General features: G+C 63.7%; 20 protein-coding genes and 1 other RNA gene. 14 read left to right on the plus strand and 7 right to left on the minus strand.

The window, feature by feature from the left end; translation table 11 throughout:
* The first annotated feature begins 69 nt into the window (after window positions 1–69).
* The 3 genes from ABD742_RS07915 (at window position 70) to ABD742_RS07925 (ending at window position 3,216) form a co-directional block, all read left to right on the plus strand.
* Window positions 70–609, plus strand: a complete 540-nt coding sequence (locus ABD742_RS07915) for a methyltransferase family protein (RefSeq protein WP_234749946.1) — start codon at window positions 70–72, stop codon at window positions 607–609.
* Between the two features lie 276 nt (window positions 610–885).
* On the plus strand, window positions 886–1,683 hold the full coding sequence (locus ABD742_RS07920; RefSeq protein WP_234749944.1) for an IclR family transcriptional regulator: 798 nt from the start codon (window positions 886–888) through the stop codon (window positions 1,681–1,683).
* A 216-nt stretch (window positions 1,684–1,899) separates the two neighbouring features.
* The gene (locus ABD742_RS07925) at window positions 1,900–3,216 is read left to right on the plus strand and encodes an MFS transporter (RefSeq protein WP_234749942.1); all 1,317 of its coding nucleotides are present in this window, start codon (window positions 1,900–1,902) and stop codon (window positions 3,214–3,216) included.
* A gap of 158 nt (window positions 3,217–3,374) precedes the next feature.
* Here the strand turns inward: ABD742_RS07925 and ABD742_RS07930 are convergent, their stop codons facing one another.
* Window positions 3,375–4,442 (minus strand): D-2-hydroxyacid dehydrogenase, encoded by a 1,068-nt coding sequence (locus ABD742_RS07930; protein ID WP_234749940.1) that lies wholly within the window; start codon window positions 4,440–4,442, stop codon window positions 3,375–3,377.
* A 71-nt stretch (window positions 4,443–4,513) separates the two neighbouring features.
* On the opposite strand from ABD742_RS07930, the gene ABD742_RS07935 reads away from it, so the two are divergent.
* From ABD742_RS07935 to ABD742_RS07945, 3 genes are read left to right on the plus strand one after another with little or no spacing between them, the layout of a single operon-like run.
* A complete protein-coding gene (locus ABD742_RS07935) occupies window positions 4,514–5,425 on the plus strand; it encodes an NAD(P)-dependent oxidoreductase (protein WP_234749939.1) in 912 nt (303 codons plus the stop codon).
* Between the two features lie 14 nt (window positions 5,426–5,439).
* The gene (locus ABD742_RS07940) at window positions 5,440–6,210 is read left to right on the plus strand and encodes an SDR family oxidoreductase (protein ID WP_234749937.1); all 771 of its coding nucleotides are present in this window, start codon (window positions 5,440–5,442) and stop codon (window positions 6,208–6,210) included.
* On the plus strand, window positions 6,210–7,268 hold the full coding sequence (locus ABD742_RS07945) for an L-idonate 5-dehydrogenase (protein ID WP_234749936.1): 1,059 nt from the start codon (window positions 6,210–6,212) through the stop codon (window positions 7,266–7,268). Before ABD742_RS07940 ends, ABD742_RS07945 begins: the two co-directional genes overlap by 1 nt.
* Window positions 7,269–7,341: 73 nt before the next feature.
* Here the strand turns inward: ABD742_RS07945 and ABD742_RS07950 are convergent, their stop codons facing one another.
* Window positions 7,342–8,070: a FadR/GntR family transcriptional regulator gene (locus ABD742_RS07950; protein WP_234749934.1), complete on the minus strand. Its 729-nt coding sequence runs from the start codon at window positions 8,068–8,070 to the stop codon at window positions 7,342–7,344.
* Window positions 8,071–8,304: 234 nt separating this feature from the next.
* Between ABD742_RS07950 and gndA the strand changes: the two genes are divergently transcribed.
* Window positions 8,305–9,741 carry an NADP-dependent phosphogluconate dehydrogenase gene (gndA, locus tag ABD742_RS07955; RefSeq protein ID WP_234749928.1) on the plus strand — a complete coding sequence of 479 codons (1,437 nt, stop codon included), beginning with the start codon at window positions 8,305–8,307 and terminating at the stop codon, window positions 9,739–9,741.
* Between the two features lie 135 nt (window positions 9,742–9,876).
* Complete coding sequence (locus ABD742_RS07960; RefSeq protein WP_234749926.1) at window positions 9,877–10,710, plus strand: oxidoreductase; 834 nt, start codon at window positions 9,877–9,879, stop codon at window positions 10,708–10,710.
* Here ABD742_RS07960 and epsC read toward each other — a convergent pair.
* From epsC to msrA, 3 genes are all read right to left on the minus strand, one after another.
* Window positions 10,707–11,291: a serine O-acetyltransferase EpsC gene (gene epsC, locus ABD742_RS07965; RefSeq protein ID WP_059387763.1), complete on the minus strand. Its 585-nt coding sequence runs from the start codon at window positions 11,289–11,291 to the stop codon at window positions 10,707–10,709. The genes ABD742_RS07960 and epsC overlap by 4 nt on opposite strands.
* Before the next feature lie 50 nt (window positions 11,292–11,341).
* The gene (gene cysK / locus ABD742_RS07970) at window positions 11,342–12,277 is read right to left on the minus strand and encodes a cysteine synthase A (protein ID WP_234749924.1); all 936 of its coding nucleotides are present in this window, start codon (window positions 12,275–12,277) and stop codon (window positions 11,342–11,344) included.
* A gap of 75 nt (window positions 12,278–12,352) precedes the next feature.
* On the minus strand, window positions 12,353–12,877 hold the full coding sequence (gene msrA, locus ABD742_RS07975; protein WP_059387765.1) for a peptide-methionine (S)-S-oxide reductase MsrA: 525 nt from the start codon (window positions 12,875–12,877) through the stop codon (window positions 12,353–12,355).
* Window positions 12,878–13,023: 146 nt separating this feature from the next.
* On the opposite strand from msrA, the gene ABD742_RS07980 reads away from it, so the two are divergent.
* Window positions 13,024–13,941, plus strand: coding sequence for a Nif3-like dinuclear metal center hexameric protein (locus tag ABD742_RS07980; RefSeq protein ID WP_234749922.1), 918 nt, complete (start codon window positions 13,024–13,026; stop codon window positions 13,939–13,941).
* A gap of 101 nt (window positions 13,942–14,042) precedes the next feature.
* Window positions 14,043–14,780 carry a zinc ribbon domain-containing protein gene (locus ABD742_RS07985; RefSeq protein ID WP_234749919.1) on the plus strand — a complete coding sequence of 246 codons (738 nt, stop codon included), beginning with the start codon at window positions 14,043–14,045 and terminating at the stop codon, window positions 14,778–14,780.
* A 72-nt stretch (window positions 14,781–14,852) separates the two neighbouring features.
* On the opposite strand, the gene ABD742_RS07990 is transcribed toward ABD742_RS07985, so the two are convergent.
* Window positions 14,853–15,617 (minus strand): YaaA family protein, encoded by a 765-nt coding sequence (locus ABD742_RS07990; protein ID WP_234749917.1) that lies wholly within the window; start codon window positions 15,615–15,617, stop codon window positions 14,853–14,855.
* A gap of 103 nt (window positions 15,618–15,720) precedes the next feature.
* Here ABD742_RS07990 and rnpB point away from each other — a divergent pair.
* The 4 genes from rnpB (at window position 15,721) to ABD742_RS08010 (ending at window position 19,049) form a co-directional block, all read left to right on the plus strand.
* Window positions 15,721–16,112: RNase P RNA component class A (gene rnpB, locus ABD742_RS07995), an RNA gene on the plus strand.
* A gap of 245 nt (window positions 16,113–16,357) precedes the next feature.
* Window positions 16,358–17,854, plus strand: coding sequence for a glyceraldehyde-3-phosphate dehydrogenase (locus ABD742_RS08000; RefSeq protein ID WP_308193824.1), 1,497 nt, complete (start codon window positions 16,358–16,360; stop codon window positions 17,852–17,854).
* An 86-nt stretch (window positions 17,855–17,940) separates the two neighbouring features.
* Window positions 17,941–18,150: a hypothetical protein gene (locus ABD742_RS08005; protein WP_234749915.1), complete on the plus strand. Its 210-nt coding sequence runs from the start codon at window positions 17,941–17,943 to the stop codon at window positions 18,148–18,150.
* Between the two features lie 101 nt (window positions 18,151–18,251).
* Entirely contained in the window at window positions 18,252–19,049 is a 798-nt protein-coding gene (locus ABD742_RS08010; RefSeq protein ID WP_234749911.1) for an HNH endonuclease family protein, read from the plus strand.
* 25 nt (window positions 19,050–19,074) lie between these two features.
* Here ABD742_RS08010 and ABD742_RS08015 read toward each other — a convergent pair whose 3' ends face one another.
* Window positions 19,075–19,926: an acyltransferase domain-containing protein gene (locus ABD742_RS08015; protein WP_234749909.1), complete on the minus strand. Its 852-nt coding sequence runs from the start codon at window positions 19,924–19,926 to the stop codon at window positions 19,075–19,077.
* Window positions 19,927–19,928: the final 2 nt, after the last annotated feature.

Genomic DNA, 19,928 nt, shown 5'->3' on the forward strand with positions numbered 1-19,928 from the left:
CTTCAGGGTTGCCGGATATCCATCGGGATATTGGTTGTGGCCAATCGTTTGGCGGCTCAGAATGGCAGCATGACAGCGTCCGGAGATGCAGCGCGTGATAAGAGGCTTGCGGAAATCGGAACGGCGGTGTTCGCCGCCGCCCCGGCGACCGTCGCCGGTCTGTTGCCGTGGGTGGTGACCCGCTGGAAAGTGAAACAGCCCGTGCCAGGCGGACTGGCGGCCCAGTGCGCAGGTGTTCTCCTGATCGGCGTCGGGACGGCGGTGATCACCAACTCGTTTGCACGGTTCGCTCTTGAGGGACTGGGAACGCCGGCACCCTTTGCGCCACCGAAGAACCTTGTGGTCAGCGGTTTCTACAGGTTCGTGCGGAACCCCATCTACGTGGGCGTTGGCGCCGCGATCACCGGACAGGGCCTCCTGCTGGGACAGCCGAAGCTGTTCGGCCTGGCGGCCCTCGGCGCAGTTCCCGTGGTGGCCTTCGTCAAGTTGTATGAGGAGCCGACGCTGGCACGCAAGTTCGGCGCCGAGTATGAGGACTACCGCGCAAACGTCCCGCGCTGGCTGCCTCGGCTCACTCCTTGGCAGCAGGAGGGCCAGGGTCGAACCTGATCCGCTGCCGGGAATTGGAAAAGCTCTCCACCGCGACTATTGGGGGATGCCGCGGTGGAGAGCTCATAGATGAATATACAGAGAATTTCTGGATATGGAAAGAAAGCCGTTATCCGACCGGCGCGCCTCATCCCAGCACCAAGCCAGTATGATGGTGCTTGTTCAGTGGATTGAACAAGCGTGATTGCTGCGGATCGGAGTTCCGCTGCCCCCGGGTAGCGTTTCCGCCTGGCACGCGCCCACTCTGCGCCAGACGCACGATTGCGAAGGAGAATCATGGCCGATTCCCGCACCCCCCGTTCCGCCGAAGGATTGGGGAGCTCCTCGCCGGCGCCTGCCGTGACCCGCGCGGCCGCGGTCCTGGATGCCTTGGCGGAGGCACCTTCCGGCCGGCTGACACTCAGCGATCTTTCGCGGGAACTCGGGATTCCGAAGTCTTCCACGTCAAACCTGCTGATGGCTCTTGAAGAAGCCCGGCTTATTACGCGCGAAGGTGCCGACTTTTCACTTGGCCGGAAGCTTGTTGAACTTGGCGCCGCCTACCTCAGCCGGCTCGATGAAGTCCAGGAGTTCTACAAGTTCTGCGAGCAGGCACCAACGCTCTCCGGCGAAACAGTGCGGATTGCGATGATCGACGGCGATCACATCATTTACCTGGCGCGCTACGAAGGGCACCCAGCCGTCCGGCTCACGTCGAACATCGGCGACAAAATGCCGCTTTCCCTGAGCGCCGTCGGAAAGGTTCTCCTGGCCCAGCTTCACGACCATGACATCGAGGCGATGTTCCCGGACGACGTGGAGCTCCCTGTCATGACCCCGAAGTCCCTCCGGAGTGCCGCTGAGCTCAAGTCCCAGGTGGCCGCGATCCGCAAGAAGGGCTATGCCCTGGAGGACGAGGAATCCACGCTCGGTGTGGTTTGCCTTGCCGTGCCCGTGCCTACCCACGGGGCACATGGCCCCAGCCTCGGTCTCTCGGTGACAGCCTTGAAGGCCACTTTTTCCGAGGAACAGGCGGCCCTGATGGTGAAGGAACTCAAGGAGCTCGCCCACTCGCTGGGCAACCCGATGGGCTAACGGATCCAGCCGCCCGACGGGGTCATAAACCGGCCCGTCGACGGGGTCATAAATAAATCTGATTACACCACTTGAAACTCGTCCAACGTGCTGTACTCTGTTCACTATAGTGATTCACGCCATGGCGGCTGACGCTATCTCGCCAGGCCAACGGGGGTCTGGAGTGTTCTTGAGGGAGTGCTTGTGACAACTCGTACTAAGACAAAGATTGCTGATATGGACGACGCAGTAGTTGAGCCGGAACAGCTGCGAAGGGCAACTCTTGCCAGCTCCGTAGGATCCGCCCTGGAGTACTACGACTTCTACATTTATGGCCTGGCTTCGGCCCTGATCTTCGGACCGCTGTTCTTCAAGCCCTTGGGTGAAAGCGGCGCATTGATCGCGTCGTTCGCAACCTATGGCGTTGGATTCGCGGCGCGGCCCTTCGGTGGTATCTTCTTCGGATTCATCGGAGACCGCTTCGGCCGCAAGATGGTCCTCCTGATGACCATCGGCATGATGGGCCTTGCCAGCTTCGCGATCGGCTTGCTGCCGACGTTCGACCAGGCGGGCATGCTCGGCGCTGTCCTGCTGGTGACGCTCCGTATTGTCCAGGGCCTGGGCGCTGGAGCAGAACAAGCAGGCGCAACCACGCTGATCTCCGAAGTCGCTCCACCGAAGCGCCGCGGCTACTTCGCTTCGTTGCCCTTCGTGGGCATCCAACTTGGAACCCTCCTCGGCGCCGGTACCTTTGCGCTCATTGGCATGGCCAACAAGAACGTGCTCGAAGGCTGGTTGTGGCGTGTGCCTTTCCTCGCCAGCTTCATCCTGATCGTCGTGGCAATCTTCATCCGTCTCAGGCTGAAGGAAACCCCGGTGTTCCAGGAACTGGAGAAGCACAAGAACGTGGTGAAGAACCCCGTTGGTGAGCTCTGGAAGCACTCCAAAAAGAATGTGCTGGTGGGCATCGGTCTCCGCATGGGCGAGAACGGCAACTCCTCGATCTACTCGGCATTGCTCATCTCCTTCATGTCAGTCAAGGAAGGCGTCTTCCCTGGCGACAAGTTCATCGGCCCGGTCGGTCTGCTGATCGCCGCCGGATTTGCCGCCGTCATGGTGGTCACCTTCGGCGCCTTGTCGGACCGAATTGGTCGCGTCAAGGTCTACCGCTACGGGGCCTTGTTCCAGGCAGTCTTCGCGATTCCCGCCTTCTACCTGGTGACCCTCGGCAACGTGACCCTTGTATGGGCCGTCATGGTTGTCGGCATCGCCCTTGGCGTGCAGTCCATGCTTGGCCCGCAGTGCCCGCTTCTGCCCGAGCTCTTCGGCTCGCAGTACCGCTTCACCGGTGTGGCCTTGAGCCGCGAACTGTCTGCTGTCCTGGCCGGCGGACTCGTGCCCCTCGTTGGCGTCGCGCTCCTTGCCGCTACGGGCAACTCCTGGGTGGTCCTGGCGGTCTACTCGCTGGTCCTGGCGCTGATTTCATACATCACCACCTTCTTCACCCCGGAAACAGCCGGCCGCGACCTCCGTTCCCTGGAGGACGCGAAGTAGGTAGTCCCGTACCCCGACGTACGCAAGCAGCGACGGCCCCTTCCGAAATTCGGAGGGGGCCGTCGCTTTGTTGCGCCCTGGCAAAAGCGCCCACACAGCAAAGCGGCCCCTCCGGAAAACCGGAGAGGCCGCCAGGATGGCGCTGGGTTGTTGACGGTTTAGTAGAAATGCACCGTGTCCACGAGGTGGGGGAGTTCCCCGCCGTCGAGGAACGTACGCAGGTTGCTGATGAAACGCTCGGCGATGAGTCGGTTCTCAGCGGCACTGAGCGCCGAGGTGTGCGGTGAGACCATGACCTTCGGGTGGTTCCACAGCGGGCTGTACTGGGGGAGCGGCTCGACGGCGAAGACGTCCAGGCAGGCGTAGGACACCTGGCCGTTGTCCAGGGCTTCGACGAGTGCCTCTTCATCAACCACGGTTCCGCGACCAACGTTGGCAAAAACCGTTCCGGGCTTCATTGCCGAGAAGACCTCGTGGTTGAAGAGTTTCTCCGTGTATGGCGTGCCGGGGAGCGTGTTGACGACGGCGTCTGCCGTAGCCAGGAGTCCCGCGAGGCCATCGTTGTCCGCGACCTCGTCGATTCCTTCGATCTCCTCGACGTTCCGCTTGGTTCCGCTCACCTTCATGCCGAGTGCGCGGGCGATGCGGGCGGTCTCGAGGCCGATTTCGCCGAGACCCGTGATGACCAGTTTGGAGCCGTTCACAAGTTTGGTGGGGGTGCGCAGCTCGGGCCAGACCTTGGCAGCCTGGTCCTGTGCAAGTTCCGCGCTGCGCTTGAAGCCGTTGAGGATGCCCAGGGCTGCGAACTCGGCGAGTGGAAGGGCGTGCACGCCTGCGGAGGTGGTGACCTTGAACTTCTGCAAGGTCTCGCTGTCGAGGCCGGAAGCCTTCACGGCGCCGCCGGCACCTGCGGCCATGGCGTGGATCCACTGCAAGTGCGGGTTGCTCTGGGCGATGCGGGCCAGGCCGGCCGGATTCTCGTTGGGGAAACCGTAGAGGATCTGGGCCTTGTTCAACATCGACCAGTAGCGTTCTTCTTGTTCGGGAGTCCGCTTGAAGTCCGGATCGCCGGAGTGGTCGGCCGGGAAGCGTTCCGGAGGAAGAAGCTCGGGTTCGTAGAGCACGGTAATGCTCGGATCTACGGCGCGGATACGCTCCACGTGCTCAGCTTCGAGCGGGACTGCGATCGCGATGGTGAGTTCATCAGTCGTCATGGTGTTCATCATACTGAATTGAGGCTAGGATATTGAACAGTTTTTGAAAGATGAACCACAAAGAAGTGAGGTGCAAGCGAAAGATGACTTCCAAGACCGCAGGTTTTGTGGGACTCGGGCTCATGGGCTTCCCCATGGCAGCCAATCTGCTCGCCAACGGCTGGGGGGTGACTGCATGGAACCGTTCCGCCGAAGCGCTCGCCGAATTGGAGAAGCTCGGCGGAAAACGTTCGGAGTCGGTTGCCGGGCTCCGGGACCAACCCATCATCATTTTCATGCTTCCGGATCTCTCCTACATCCAGGATGCCGCAGCTCCTCTGCTCGATTCCTGGCGCTCGGACGCGCCGCTTCCGGGAACCACGGTGGTCATCATGAGCAGCGTGTCCCCGACCGCCGTGCAGGAATTCGGCCGGGCGGTCCGTAGCGCAAGTGGCGGGAACGCCGTCGTCGTCGATGCCCCGGTCAGCGGAGGCACCAAAGGCGCACAGGACGGCACACTGGCCATCATGGTGGGAGCCGGCGAAGAAGACTTCCAGCGATCGCTTCCCGTGCTCCAATCCATGGGCACCACCGTCCGCCGCATGGGCAACCTGGGCGCCGGTTCGCTGGCGAAGGCCTGCAACCAACTGATCGTCGGGACGACGACGGCGGCGCTCGCGGAAGCCGCCGAACTCGCCGAGCGCTCGGGCATGGATGCTTCTGCCCTCTTCGAGGTCCTGGCCGGCGGACTCGCCGGAAGCCGGGTCCTGGAAATTGTCGGCCCACGCCTGGCAGCCAAGGATTACGCGCCCACAGGTCCCGCGAAGTTCATGCACAAGGACCTCAAGTTCGTGCTCGAAAGCGCCGAAGCGGCCGGTGCCGCTGTCCCGATGGCGACTGCCGGCGTCGAACTCTACCGCGAACTGATTGATCAGGGCCTTGGCGACCAGGACCTTGCAGTTGTCCGCCAGACCATCGCCAACCTCAGCGACTCCTCCCTAAGCCCTCTGAACTAAGTAAGGAAACAACCATGAGTGGACTCTTTGATCTCACCGGGCGCGTGGCGCTCGTTACCGGATCCAGCCGCGGCATCGGCAACGCGCTGGCCCGCGGATTGGCCGACGCCGGCGCCACCGTTGTCCTCAACGGCATCAACACGGAGCGGCTCAAGGACGCGGAATCCGCCATGGCGGCGGACTTCGGACCGGGCCGCATCCACAGCTGTGCGTTCGACGTCACCAGCGATACTGAGGCGGCCCGCGGCGTTGCCTGGGTTGAGGAGAACGTCGGCCCCCTCGAGATCCTCGTCAACAATGCGGGCATCCAGCACCGCGTCCCGATGCTGGACCTGGATGTGAAGGACTGGGAGCGGGTCATCACCACCGACCTGACGAGCGCCTTCCTCGTAGGACGTGAAGCCGCCCGCCACATGATTCCGCGGGGCCGCGGCAAGATCATCAACATCTGCTCCGTGCAGACTGACCTGGCGCGCCCCACGATCGCCCCCTATGTGGCCGCCAAGGGTGGACTGCGGAACCTGACACGCGCCATGACCGCCGAATGGGCGGCCTCCGGCCTTCAGATCAACGGCATCGCTCCGGGTTACATCCACACCGAAATGACCCAGAACCTCGTGGACGATCCCGACTTCAACTCCTGGATCCTTGGCCGGACGCCGGCCCACCGATGGGGCACCGTGGCGGATCTCGCCGGTCCGGCGGTCTGGCTTGCTTCCGAGGCTTCGAACTTCGTCAATGGCCAGACGATCTTCGTCGACGGCGGAATGACGGTGGTCGTGTAATGAGCGGCTTCCAGCTTCCCCAGTCTTCACCCGCCGTCGTGGCGCACGCCGCCGGCGACCTTCGCATCGAGGACATAGCCCTCGTTGTTCCCACCCCTGACCAGGCGGTCGTCGAGATCGCTTACGGTGGCATCTGCGGCTCGGACCTGCACTACTGGCTCCATGGCGCGGCGGGGGAATCGATCCTCAAAGCTCCCATGGTGCTCGGTCACGAAATCGTCGGCACCGTTGTCCAGCAGGCCGCCGATGGCAGCGGCCCGGCAGCCGGAACCGCCGTCGCCGTCCACCCCGCGACCCCCGCCCCGGGTGCGGCCAGATATCCGGAAGACCGGCCCAACCTTTCTCCGGGCTGCACCTACCTCGGCAGTGCGGCACGGTACCCGCACACGGACGGTGCCTTCAGCCGCTACGCGACCCTGCCGTCCCGCATGCTCCGGGGCCTTCCGTCCACGCTGGACTTGCGCACGGCGGCGCTTGTGGAGCCGGCCAGCGTTGCCTGGCATGCCGTCGCCCGCGCGGGGGACGTGGCCGGAAAGACGGCGCTGGTGATCGGAAGCGGTCCGATCGGCGCGCTGGCAGTCGCTGTCCTCAAGCGCGCGGGGGCAACCCGGATCGTGGCCGTCGACATGCATGACAAGCCTCTTGAGATCGCGCGTGCAGTGGGCGCCGACGAAGTTCTCAAGGGCGATGACGCAGAGGCAATCGCCGCCGTGGAAGCCGATGTCGTCATCGAGTCCTCCGGCAGCCACTTCGGACTGGCATCGGCCATCAAGGGCGCAGTACGCGGTGGGAAAGTGGTCATGGTCGGGCTGTTGCCCTCGGGACCGCAGCCGGTCTTCATTTCGCTGGCCATCACCCGCGAGCTCGAACTGCTCGGTTCCTTCCGTTTCAACGACGAGATCGACGAGGTCATTGCGGCGCTCGCGGACGGTTCGCTCTACGTGGATCCGGTGGTGACCCACGAATTCACGCTGGACCGCGGCCTGGAGGCCTTCGAGGTGGCCAGGAACTCTGCCGAATCCGGAAAGGTCCTGCTGAACTTCCAGCCTGTGGCCTAACCTCCCAGGCAATCAGCCGATCAGCGGACCAGTCGGGCGGCGGACCAGTCGGGCGGCGCCGGCGGTCCAGCCGTCAGCGCCGCTCGACTGGAACGAATACCCGTGGCTGGCCTTCCCAGCCCGGTGACAGGTCCGCGATCGTCTCCCGCATGATGTTGGACGAGGCCTCGCGGGCCTTGTCGCCGTCTCCGTCCCTGATGCCCTGGGCTACATCCAGATGCCATTGCAGGGCCGCTTCCTTCGGATGTTCCGGCATGAGGCCGTGAACCGTCCGGCCGGTGAGCGTCTCCGTGACCTGCCCGATCAGGTTCGCGAACATTTCATTGCCGGAACCGGAGAGCACCAGGGCGTGAAAGCGGATGTCGAGGTCCAGGAAGGTGGGCATGTCGCCCGCACGCCCTGCTTCCCGCATGGCCAGGGAGATGTCCACCAGCTCGCCGCGCAGGAACTCCGGAGCGTTTTCCGCGGCCAGTTCCGCGGCTACAGGCTCGACGGCGGAGCGGAGTTCGGCGAGGGAGCGCAACTGTGCGCCGCGGCCTTCTCCGGCCAGCCGCCAGCGGATGACAAGCGGATCGAAGGGATTCCAGCGGTGCGCAGGGAGGACCCGGATGCCAACACGCTTGATGGTTTCAACCAGTCCCAAAGACTGCAGTACCCTGACGGCCTCCCGTACCACCGACCGCGACACTTTGAGCTCCTCCTCAAGGTGCTCAGCCAACATGACGTGACCGGTGGGGAGCATACCGCCGACGATCCTGGTACCCAGGTGCTCGACAGCGCGGTAGTGGAGACTGGTTGACATAGTCGTAAGCATAGTGGCGTTGACCGCTCCGCCACCGGAAGCCCCGAGCGTGGGGAAACTCCCCACGGCGCTGGCTCGCAACATAGACTCTTTTGTGACGCGGACGTTTCCAAAACGTGGGCGCAACTTTCCCCGACGTGGTCCGAATACGTATGGTTTATTGCAGCTACTGCTCTAGAAAGCGTTTCCTCGCTCCTAGCAGGACTCAATGCACAAGAATGAATTGGAGTTTTGATGTCAGCACACATCGGTGTCACCGGCCTCGCGGTGATGGGCGCCAATCTGGCCCGCAACCTGGCCCGCAACGGCTTCACCGTTGCCCTGCACAACCGCTCCGTCGAAAAGACCGACGCCCTGCTGGCCAAGCACGGCACGGACGGCGACTTCATCCGCACGGAAACCCTCCAGGAACTCGTGGACTCCCTCGAGAAGCCCCGCCGCGTCCTGATCATGGTGAAGGCCGGCAAGCCGGTTGACGCCGTCATCGACCAGCTCGTTCCCTTGCTCGAACCCGGCGACATCGTGATCGACGCCGGCAACTCGCACTACGAGGACACCCGCCGCCGCGAATCCGCGCTGGCCGAAAAGGACCTGCACTTCGTGGGCGTCGGCGTTTCCGGCGGCGAAGAGGGCGCCCTCAACGGCCCCTCCATCATGCCCGGTGGTTCCAAGGAGTCCTACGACGCCCTGGGTCCGCTGCTCGAAAAGATCTCCGCCAAGGTTGACGGCAAGCCCTGCTGCGCCTGGATCGGCACCGACGGCGCCGGACACTTCGTCAAGATGGTCCACAACGGCATCGAATACGCCGACATGCAGGTCATCGGTGAAGCCTTCGATCTCCTGCGCTCCGGCGCCGGCATCGAGCCGGCCGAACAGTCCAGGATCTTCGCCGAATGGAACAAGGGCGAACTCGCTTCCTTCCTGATCGAAATCTCCGCAGAGGTCCTGGGCCACGTCGACGCCAAGACGGGCAAGCCGTTCGTCGATGTCGTCGTCGACGCCGCCGGCCAGAAGGGCACCGGCCGCTGGACCGTCATCTCCGCGCTCGAGCTCGGCTCCCCGGTGTCGGGCATCGCAGAGTCCGTCTTCGCCCGGGCCCTCTCTTCCCAGGCGGAACAGCGCAAGCTTGGCCAGGAGCTGCTCGCGGGCGAGGAAATCGACGTCGAGGTCCCCGAGAACTTCGTCGAGGACGTCCGCCAGGCGCTCTACGCCTCCAAGCTGGTGTCCTACGCCCAGGGCCTGGACATGCTGACCTCCGCCGCGAAGGAATACGGCTGGGACCTCAAGCTCGATGAAATCGCCTCGCTGTGGCGCGGCGGCTGCATCATCCGCGCCGAGCTGCTCAAGGAAATCACCAACGCCTACGCAGCCGAAGAGAAGCCGGCCAACCTGCTGTTCGCCCCGGCTTTCACCAAGGCGATCGCCGGCGCGCTGCCGGCCTGGCGCCGCGTGGTGGCAACGGCTGTCCAGCTGGGCATCCCGGTCCCCGTGTTCTCCTCCTCGCTGGCCTACTACGACGGACTTCGCCGCAAGCGCCTCGCCGCAGCGGTCATCCAGGGACAGCGCGACCTCTTCGGCGCGCACACCTACGGCCGCGTTGACGCCGAAGGCACCTTCCACACCCTGTGGGGCGAAGACAAGTCCGAGATCTCCGCAGTCGACACCCACTAACGATTGGGGCAGGCCCTTTCCTGCCCCACTCTGTTCAAGTCAAAGGCCGACGGCTCCGCGTTACTGTGGAGGCGCCGGCCTTTGCCGTAGGTACGTCCTGAAGGAAAACACCACCCGTCACACGAGGAGCAGTCCATGCCGCAACGCGTCGCATTTGTCACAGGTGCGTCAACCGGAATCGGTTTCGAAGCCGCCATCAAGCTCAGCAAGGCAGGGATGGTCGTGTACGCGGGGGCGCGGCGGGTCGAAAAGATGGAGCCGCTCAAAACCCACGGAATCAAGGTGTTGTCCTTGGACGTCACTGAGGATGACTCGATGAAGGCCGCCGTGGACCTTGTCCTGGCTGATCAGGGACGGATCGACGTACTGGTCAACAACGCCGGATACGGGTCCTACGGTTCCTTGGAGGAGGTTCCGCTGGATGAGGGCCGGCGCCAGTTCGAGGTCAACGTCTTCGGTCTCGCCCGGATGTCCCAGCTGGTGATTCCCGTGATGCGTGCTGCGGCTTCCGGCAGGATCATCAACGTGTCCTCGATCGGCGGCAAAATGTATGAACCGCTGGGCGCCTGGTACCACGCGACAAAATTCGCCGTCGAGGGCCTTAGCGACTCGCTGCGCCTGGAACTGAGGCCCCACGGCATCGACGTCGCAATCATCGAGCCTGCCGGCACGGACACTGAATGGGGAACCATCGCGGGGGAGAGCCTGCTGACGGTCTCGGGACATGGACCGTATCGAGAACAGGCCGGGATCGTGGCGGCCGCCCTGGCATCGACCTCGGGAACCGCTCTTTCGACGCACCCGCGTACCGTGGCGGGCGCCATCGTCCATGCGGCGACTTCGCGAAGGCCCAGGACCCGTTACCCGGTGGGCAGGGGAGCCTGGACCATCCTGGCCTTACGGAGGGTGCTTCCCGACCGGGCCTTCGACACCGTTTTCTGGAACGGTTACAAACGCTTTTCCGGCTAGATCCGGTACTCGATGTAGTACTCGGCGGGATCGACGGCGGGTTTCGTTTCGCTCTTGGCATCACGGTGCCGCCACGTTGCTGGGACGCCGGTGATGATCGACTCGGGCGGTGCGTCCTTGACCACGACGGCGTTGGCGCCTATCGCACTGTCGGCGCCTATGGTGATGGGACCAAGGACCTTGGCCCCGGCTCCGATAGTGACCCGATCCCCGATGGTGGGGTGGCGCTTGACCTTGGCCAAGGAACGGCCGCCCAGCGTCACACCGTGGTAGATCATGACGTCTTCGCCGATCTCGGCGGTCTCACCGATGACCACGCCCATGCCGTGGTCAATGAAGAACCTGCGGCCGATGGTCGCGCCGGGGTGGATCTCGATCCCGGTCAGGAAGCGCGCAAGCTGGGAAATGAGCCGTGCCGGGAAGCGGAGCTCAGGGTTTTGCCACAATTTGTGCGTCAGGCGGTGCGCCCAGATGGCGTGCAGGCCGGAGTAGGCAAAAAAGTTCTCAAAGGAGCCTCGGGCCGCCGGGTCATGTGACCGGGCGGCCTCGAGGTCCTCCATAAGTCTTGCGAAGAAGCTCACAAAGACCTTTCTACAGGAAATGAAAGAAAGCGGTTGCGCGGGGTCCGCAATCAGCCGCGAATGTCGTCAAAAAGCACCGTGGAGATGTAACGTTCGCCGAAGTCGGGAACGATTGCCACGATGAGCTTGTCCTTGTTCTCCGGACGCTTCGCGAGCTCCAGTGCGCCCCAGACGGCCGCGCCGGCCGAGATGCCGCCCAGGATGCCTTCCTTGGTGCCGAGGGCACGTGCGGTGGCAACTGAGTCCTCGAGGGTTGCGTCGAGAACCTCGTCGTAGACGTTGGTGTCCAGGATTTCCGGAATGAAGTTCGCACCCAGGCCCTGGATCTTGTGCGGGCCGGGGGCGCCGCCGTTCAGGATGGGGGAGTCCTTGGGCTCAACGGCCACGATCTGGATTTCGGGCTTGCGCTCCTTCAGGACCTGCCCGACGCCGGTGATGGTGCCTCCCGTGCCGACGCCGCCGACGAAGATGTCCACGCCACCGTCGGTGTCTGCCCAGATTTCCTCGGCCGTGGTGGTGCGGTGGATCTCCGGGTTTGCCTCGTTGGCGAACTGCTGGGCCCAGACGGAGTTCTCGGTGTTGGCCACGATTTCCTGGGCCTTTTCGACGGCGCCGCGCATGCCTTCCGATCCGGGGGTCAGGACAATCTCAGCACCGTAGGCGCGCAGCATGACGCGGCGCTCGGTGGACATGGTTTCCGGCATGGTCAGGATGACCTTGTAACCACGCGCCGCGCCGACCAGGGCCAGTGCGATGCCGGTGTTGCCGGAGGTTCCCTCGACGATGGTGCCGCCCGGTTTCAGCGCACCGGACTTCTCGGCGGCGTCGACGATGGCGACGCCGATACGGTCCTTCACGCTATTGGCGGGGTTGTAGAACTCCAGCTTCACGGCAACCGTGGCGTCCAAGCCTTCGGTGAGCCTGTTCAAGCGGACCAGGGGGGTTCCGCCGATCAGCTGGGTGACGTCGTCGTAGATCCGTGCCATGTAATCATGCCTATTCTCTGAATTCGCTGAAATAGCTACTGCTGAGGTCAGCCTAACGAGCGGTGCTACACGCTGCTACGCGCGGAGCCACGAAGAGTAATATTTCCGGGCCTTGGCCAGCTTGGGGTTGATGATCACCTGGCAATAGCCTTGCTCCGGGAACTTGGCGTAGTAGTCCTGGTGGATGGATTCCGCTTCGTAGAATTCCGGCAGCCTGCTGACCTCGGTCACAATCGGCTTGGACCACAGTTCCTGGTTCCGCAGGATGGCCTCTTCGAAGAGGATTTTTTCTTCCGTGGTGGTGTAGAACATCGAGGAACGGTACTGGGTTCCGACGTCGTAGCCCTGGCGGTTGAGCGTGGTGGGATCATGCAGTGCAAAGAACATGTCAAGGATGATGTCCGCCGGAATGATGTCCTCGTCGAAAGTCACGGCGACGACCTCCGCGTGGCCCGTCATTCCGGAGCACACATCGTAATAGTCAGGATTCCGGATGTGCCCGCCCGTGTAACCGGAAACCACGGAACTGACGCCCTTGGTCTTCTGATAGACGGCGTCGAGGCACCAGAAGCAGCCTCCACCAAGTACAAAAGTTTTCATGATCTCTTCAATGGCTGGGAGTCCCGGATGATTCCCGCACAACCTTACGGGACTGTGACGGCGCAGACCCGGCCAGTGGCAACAATCTCAAACAGTCCGGTTGCGGCAACCGCGACTTGGCCGCCGGATGCGCAAGAATGTAATGCATGGAAGCTGTGAACACCGCGGTTGCAGATACAGGATCCGGCGAAGAACCGGAGAATGGTGCAGCCGGAACTCCAAGAGCCAGCACCCCTACCCTAGGTCAGGTCTTATTGGCAGTGGAGGAGCTCTGGCCGGAATCGCTCGCCGAGGAATGGGACGAGGTAGGACTGGTGGTCGGACGGCCAACCGCCACCGTCACCAAGGTCATGTTCGCTGTGGATCCGACCCTCGCCGCCATTGAAGAAGCCATTGAATGGGGCGCTGAGCTCCTCGTTACGCACCATCCCTTGCTGCTCAAGGGCGTCACCTCCGTTGCCGCCACGAGCGCCAAAGGCCTTGCTGTCCATCGGCTCATTGAGTCAGGTACCGGGCTGCTGACCGTGCACACGAACGGGGACTCCGCCGTCGGAGGCGTTTCCGATGTCCTCGCCGACGCGTTCGGGCTCGACAACGTCGTCCCGCTGGCTCCTGCGGCCCACGGCCTGCCGGAAGAGGGCATCGGCCGGGTCGGCGACCTGCCCGAACTCATGACCCTGGGAGATTTCGCCGCGCGGGTGTTCGAGATCCTGCCCTCAGTGGCCGGTGGCGTGCGGGTCGCCGGGGACAAGGACGGGCTCGTGCGCCGCGTGGCTGTTTGCGGCGGAGCCGGAGACAGTCTCTTCGACGCGGTCCGGGCCAGCCAGGCGGACATCTACGTCACCGCGGATATGCGGCACCACCCGGCGTCCGAGGCCCGCGAAGCTGCCGTTAACGGCAGGCCGTACCTCGTTGACGTATCGCATTTCGCGAGCGAGTGGCTGTGGCTGCCCGCCGCGGCCGAAGCGCTCGGCAACGTGCTCGCCGACCAGGGCCACGACGTCGAGATCCGGGTGGCTTCCACCAACAGCGATCCCTGGGACTTCATTCTGACTCCCGGCTAAGCGAGGCGAGGGAGCGCGCTAGGCGCTAGAGTCGAAACAAACAGGCCCAAGGCCTGGCTGGGGCTGAATATCATCCCCGGCACGATCAAGCGGAGGTAAGCGTGGCCAAGGCAGCACCGGCGGAACAGTTGAAATTGCTCGAACTGCAGGGGTTGGATGCGAAGCTCAAATCCTTGGCGAACCGCCGTCGCACTTTGGAGACCGACCCCCGCATCACCGATCTTCGGGACGCCCTCAGCGTGGCCAACGGCTCGCTCGGGACCGCGAAACTTGCCGTCCACGACGCCGAAACAGAGCTGCGCAGGTCAGAGGCCGACGTCGAGCAAGTGGCTAGCCGCATTGAGCGGGACGAAGCCAGGTTGAACAGCGGCACCGGACTTTCCAAGGATCTCGTTGCGCTGCAAAGCGATATCGCCTCGCTGAACAAGCGACGTTCGGACCTTGAGGATGTCGAGCTGGAAATCCTGGAACGCCTGGACGGACTCAGGGAGCGCCAGGCCGCGCAACAGCAGATCGTCGATGACATCCAGGGTTCCTTCTCCGGGATCCGTGCCGAGCTGGACGCCGCGATCGCCGAGATTGTTGCCGAAGAGACGGATGTACGCGCTCAGCGGACCGGCTTCGCCGAAGGGCTCGACGCCGGGATGCTGGCCATCTACGAAAAGACCCTTGCCAAGCGTGGGGTGGGGGCCGCCAGGCTGTTCCACGGCAAGTCCGAAGGCTCGGGGATGACGCTCAGCCCCGGCGACCTTGCCGAGGTCAAGGCCGCTGCCGAAGACGAGATCGTGTTCTGCCCCGATTCGGGCTGCATCCTGGTGCGCTCCGCCGAGTGGAACTAACCGCCCTGTTCCCCACCCAACTAGCTCGCATTTAGTGTCGTTTTCACGGCTGAAAACGACACCTACTGCGAGCTAGTTGGGGAGGATGATGCTGAGGGTGTGCGGCTTGCGCGCCGTTCCTTCCGCCAACTCCGCAGTCCACATTTCCGAGGCTGCCTTGAGCAGCTGTTCGGGCGTCCCCGGCACCTTGCCTCGACGGCTCAGCAAGTGCCGGGCCAGTTCGCCGCGCGTGTGCTTGGCGAAGTGGCTGACCACGGTGCGTTTGCCGTTGGACTCGGAAAAGACGTTGACGGAGACAGTCTGCGCCGCGGGCGGAGCCCAAGCCGCGGCGTAGGTGCTGGAGCGGCAGTCCACCAGCAGTTCGCCCTCCACCCGCGAGGCGAGGGCCTGCGCGAGCTGCGGCTTCCAGAACGACGCGAGGCGCCCGACGTCGGGCAGTGCCGTTCCCATGGACAAGCGGTAGGCGGGCACGCGGTCGCCGAAGCCAATGGCGCCCCACAGGGCGGACACCACAAGGATCGACTCCACCGCCTTGCGGCGCTGCGCCGCGGTCAGGGACTTGTAGCCCAGCGCGTCGTAGAGAACACCGGAATACACCTGATGGGCAGGGGCCGCGGGTTCGGCGTGGAGCCGGGTATTGCGCTCGACGTCGTCCTTCAAGGACGCGCCCACCCCCAACAGGGCGAGGGCGTCCTCATGCGCGCTGACCAGGCCGAGCGCGTCGAGCACTTTGGTCCGGTAGCTGTTGAGTTCGGGAAAGCTCAGGGACTCCCAATCGACGGCGGAGCCCTTCGCAGCGGGGGTCTTGCCTTCGGAAGGGGGCAGCAGAATCAGCACCAGTCGATATTAGCTGTATTGCTGCCGCTGGTTGTCCGGGCAGACCGGATCGGTGGTGCCGTCTGAAAACCGGGGGGCCGACGCCGGTAGACTGTAGGGCGGATGGGTTGACTAGGCGGCCGCGCGCCACGTGAGTGGCTCGAGGAACGTCCGGGCTCCACAGGGCAGGGTGGTGGGTAACGCCCACTCGGGGTAACCCGCAGGCCAGTGCCACAGAGAACAGACCGCCCGCGCCTGCTTGTGCCAGCACAGGCAGGCAGCAGGTAAGGGTGAAACGGTGGTGTAAGAGACCACCAGCTCCTTGGGTGACCAGGGAGGCTAGGTAAACCCCACCCGGAGCAAGGCCAGACAGGGCACGATCGAGGGCTGCTCGCCCGAGTGTCCGGGTAGGCCGCTGGAGGGCGTCGGCAACGGCGTTCGTAGATGGATGGTCGCCACTCCTTCGCCGGCAACGGCGGGGGAGGACAGAACCCGGCGTATCAGTCAACCCATCCCTCAGCCGTGTGTGAGTGAATTCACGCATTCCGGCTGCCAAGAGGTCCCGTGTCAGACCTTAGAATGGACAGTGAACGTAGGAGTTCCACCGCCGGTTCTGCGTTCGCAGCCGGCGGTTTTTCTTTGCAACGTTCGAGGTGTCCGGGCAGACCGAAGTCCCGCCGATGCCAGTGCCGCAGGATTACTCCGGGCGGCCGCCATCTACGTACGAGGACGTATGTAGCTGACCCTAGGAAGGTAGTTCTGTGAGCCAGTCATCAGATTCTTGTCTTGATACGTGGATGGGCCGCGAAGCGCTGGCCGAGGCCATGATTCCGGTGATCGGCCGGCTGTACCGTGAGAACAACGTGGTGACGAGCATCCACGGGCGCAGCCTCATCAACAAGTCGTCGATGAACATCCTGAAAGCCCACCGTTTTGCGCGCCGGATGAGCAAGGACGAACTCCTGCTCGAAGAAACCGCGCCGCTACTGAACACCCTTGCCGAGCTTGAACTCGGGGCCGCTGCGATCGACATCGCCCGCCTCAACGAGAAGTACAAGGCCCAGGCCCCGGGAACAACCCTGGAAGCCTTCCTCCGCGCCGAACTTGCCGAGGTTGTCGGGCGCCGCGGCGCGGACGACCGGACCAGCACCGACGTCGTGCTCTACGGTTTCGGCCGCATCGGCAGGCTCCTTGCCCGCCTCCTGATCGAAAAGGCCGGCGGCGGGCACGGCCTGCGCCTGCGCGCGATCGTGGTCCGTAAGGGCGCCGAGAATGATCTCGTCAAGCGCGCCAGCCTGCTGCGGCGCGACTCGGTGCACGGTTCCTTCGAAGGCACCATCCGCGTGGACGAGGCCGCCAATACGATCACGGCCAACGGTGTCCAGATCCAGGTCATCTACTCGGACAATCCCGCCACCATCGACTACACGGCTTATGGCATCAACAACGCCCTGGTGGTCGACAACACGGGCCGCTGGCGCGACGCCGAGGGCCTGTCCCAGCACCTGCAGAGCAAGGGTGTCGCGCGCGTCCTGCTCACGGCTCCGGGCAAGGGCGATCTGAAGAACATCGTCCACGGCATCAACCACTCCTCCATCGAGGACTCGGACAAGATTGTCACTGCAGCCTCCTGCACCACGAATGCCATCACCCCGGTGCTCAAGGCACTCAACGACAAGTTCGGCGTCATCCACGGCCACGTGGAAACCGTGCACTCGTTCACGAACGACCAGAACCTGATCGACAACTTCCACAAGGGTGACCGGCGCGGCCGCTCCGCAGCGCTGAACATGGTCATCACCGAAACCGGTGCCGCCAAGGCCGTTGCCAAGGCACTGCCCGAACTGCTGGGCAAGCTGACCGGCAGCTCCATCCGGGTCCCTACCCCGGACGTGTCCCTGGCCATCCTGAACCTGAACCTTGAAAACGGCACCACCAAGGACGAGGTCAACAACTACCTTCGCGAGATGTCCCTGCACTCGGAACTGCGCAAGCAGATCGACTTCATCGACTCGCCCGAGGTCGTCTCCACGGACTTCGTCGGCTCCCGCCGAGCAGGCATCGTGGACGGCCTGGCCACCATCGCCAACGACAAGAACCTCGTGGTCTATGTCTGGTACGACAACGAATTCGGTTACTCCTGCCAGGTAGTGCGCGTCATGGAGGAAATGGCCGGCGTGAACCCGCCGTCGTTCCCGGCACGCAGTGTCGCTGTGGGCATTGAGCCCAAGGCAACGTTGGAGCCCGCCGGCGTCTAGCCGGCTCTGGAAAGGGCCAGGAAAGACACAGGGGTTTCCCGGCTGATGCGCTGGTATCAGCCGGGAAACCTGACCAGAATGGACGCATGGAAAGCGAAAAGATTCTGGACCACGAAACAACCCTGGAACACGCCCTGGACGTGGCGCGCGCCAACCTCAAAGAAGCCCAGCGCCTGTTCGACCAGGCCAAGGCCGCACATGCGGCGGGTGATATCTCCGAGGACCGCGTCGTACAGTTGGGGTCCCTTTTGGAGCTGGCGGCCGAAGACCTGAAACGCGTCACCAAGGAGCAGTAAGCCCGGCCCGACTTGTCCTCCACACTGTGGATATCATCGTCGGCTATCAGTGCCTCATCTAGTCTCAAGGGACGTATTCCTCCCCGAAAGGACGCAATCCCTTGAGCACCACCTGGGCCGCTTATCGGCGCGCCCGCCGGCAGTCCCGGCAGGCCTGGGTGCTGGTGATTCTCATCATCGCGGGTGGATTTGCCGGCATTGGGTGGTTCTTCACCAACGGCCAGTTCGCCGTTGGCCAGGATCCAGTCAACGGACCAACGGAAGCTCCTGTCTTCGACCCGAAATGGATGAAGCCGGTGGAAGCTGTTCAGCCGGTACCCGTCGGTTCGGCCGTTGATGCCTTGGAGGCGCTTCCCGTGAAGGGGCGTGCAGCGAAGGACAACTACGACCGCAACGAATTCGGCCAGGCTTGGCTCGACGTCGACCGAAACGGCTGCGATACCAGGAACGACATCCTGAGGCGGGATCTTACGGCAGCGGAGTTCACGGCGGGTTCCAAATGCAGGATCGCTTCCGGGGAGCTACGTGAGCCCTACATCGGCCAGGACATCCATTTCCGCAGGGGCTCCGAAAGCAGCTCGGCCGTACAAATCGACCATGTGGTGGCTCTCGGGGATGCCTGGCAGAAGGGTGCCCAGCAGCTCACCGCCAAACAGCGCCAAAGCCTCGCCAATGACCCCCTCAACCTCATTGCCGTTGACGGTCCTGCCAACGTGAAGAAAGGCGCGAGCGACGCCGCGAGCTGGCTCCCTGCCAACAAGGGCTTTCGCTGCCATTACGTAGCCCGGCAGGTTTCCGTCAAAGCCGCGTACCGGCTCTGGGTCACCCAAGCGGAGAAAGACGCCATGAGGCGCGTCCTGGACTCGTGCCCGGGTCAGCGGACCATCAGGGCGACGTAGCCGCCTGAGGGCGCGGGCGGCCCCGTCAGGCGTGGTTGCTCCGCGCCGGGGGGAACACCAAGTGGCCGTGTCCGAGTTGCCAGACCCCGCCGTCGTCGATCCTTTCCAGCACCACGCGCTGAAGCGAGGTCTCGCGGGGGAGTCGATCAAGGTTTTCCATGCCCCGCTGCCGGAAGGTGAAGTAGACAGCGTCGCTCGGAGCGTCTGAGCAGCGGTCCAGGGTGAATCGGCGGGCAAAAGCTGCGATATTGCTGTCCGGCAGTTTCTGGGCCAGATAGGGATCCAGCATCCACGAGTCGCAGCTCGCCGCGGAGACCGCCTTGTCCGGGAAGTATCGGTCAAAGAACTCCCTGGCCTGGCTGAAGCTCGTGTCCACGACGGCAGGGGAAAGGCCGCCATCCTCGGGGATGTGGACACCCACCACCCAGGAGTCGCTTGCGGCGAGGGAGCCTCCCGCGTCGCCGCGGATAAGGTGGAATTGCAAGCGGCCGATCCGGAAGATGTTTCCGGCCATGTGGAGGGTCAGCCACGCCCACGTGTCCAAGCCGAAGCGTCTATGAACCCTTCGGTTGATTCGAAGGTTCAGTCCCACGTCGGCCAGGATCGCGGCGGACGATTCCGGCGGGATGCCAAGGGAAAGATGATGGCGGTGGACTTCAGGCGCAAAGCGCAGGAGCGCCTCGATCCAGTCCGTTTCCGTGCAGCCATCCGCGGCGGCAGACTTGCTTGGAAAGGCGCCCAGGCGGGCGTGAAGGCTGGCAAGGGCCTGTCGCGTCCCGTCTCCGGGAGGTGACGCCAGCAGCGAGGCACACGCAAAAGCGTCCTCGCCGTGGATGTCGAGAAGCTTGAACAATTCGTCCTGCTCGATGCCGGTCATCG

The organism is Arthrobacter ramosus, from assembly GCF_039535095.1.
GTDB classification, from domain to species: Bacteria; Actinomycetota; Actinomycetes; order Actinomycetales; family Micrococcaceae; genus Arthrobacter; species Arthrobacter ramosus.